The sequence below is a fragment of the Mesorhizobium sp. M7A.F.Ca.CA.002.09.1.1 genome, from assembly GCF_003998555.1.
GTDB classification, from domain to species: Bacteria; Pseudomonadota; Alphaproteobacteria; order Rhizobiales; family Rhizobiaceae; genus Mesorhizobium; species Mesorhizobium ciceri.
Map to the genome: position 1 here is coordinate 1 of NZ_RZRR01001579.1, position 489 is coordinate 489.

General features: G+C 68.3%; 1 pseudogene. It reads left to right on the forward strand.

Annotation, left to right across the window (positions count from 1 at the left end):
* Positions 1-39 precede the first annotated feature (39 nt).
* Positions 40-489: pseudogene (locus EN994_RS34755) on the forward strand (helicase); the annotation flags it as partial.

Consider the following 489-nt stretch of genomic DNA (forward strand, 5'->3'; position numbering starts at 1 on the left):
GCATCGGACGCAGTGGCCGTTTCGGAAACGGCGACCGAAATGACCTCCGACGCCGCGGCGGAACCTGCTGCGCCTGCCGTGGGAGAACAGGCGGACGCTCCGGTCGAAACCGTGCAAGACGAAGCGCCTGTTGCCGAGGCTGCTGCTGAACCGGCACCGGTTGAACCGCAGGCAGAGGCTGAAGCTGCCGAGACTGAAGCCGCAGCGGCAGAAGAAGTTGCACCGGCCGAGCTGGTGTCAAATGCCGCGCCGGCAACGGACGCCGCGCCGGACGAACCCGTGACGGTGACTGAAGCAGCCACCGGGGAACCCGCCCCGGAAGCCGAAGCGCCAAAACCCATCCTGTTGTGGCGTCAGGGTCGTTTCGAACAGCGCCCGCGCAACCGCGACGACAACCGCAGGAACAATCGCCCACGCAACGGACAAGCGCGCGGCCGAAGCGATGCGCCTGCGGACGCCGGCGCACCGAACGCCGCTGCACCCGGAGAG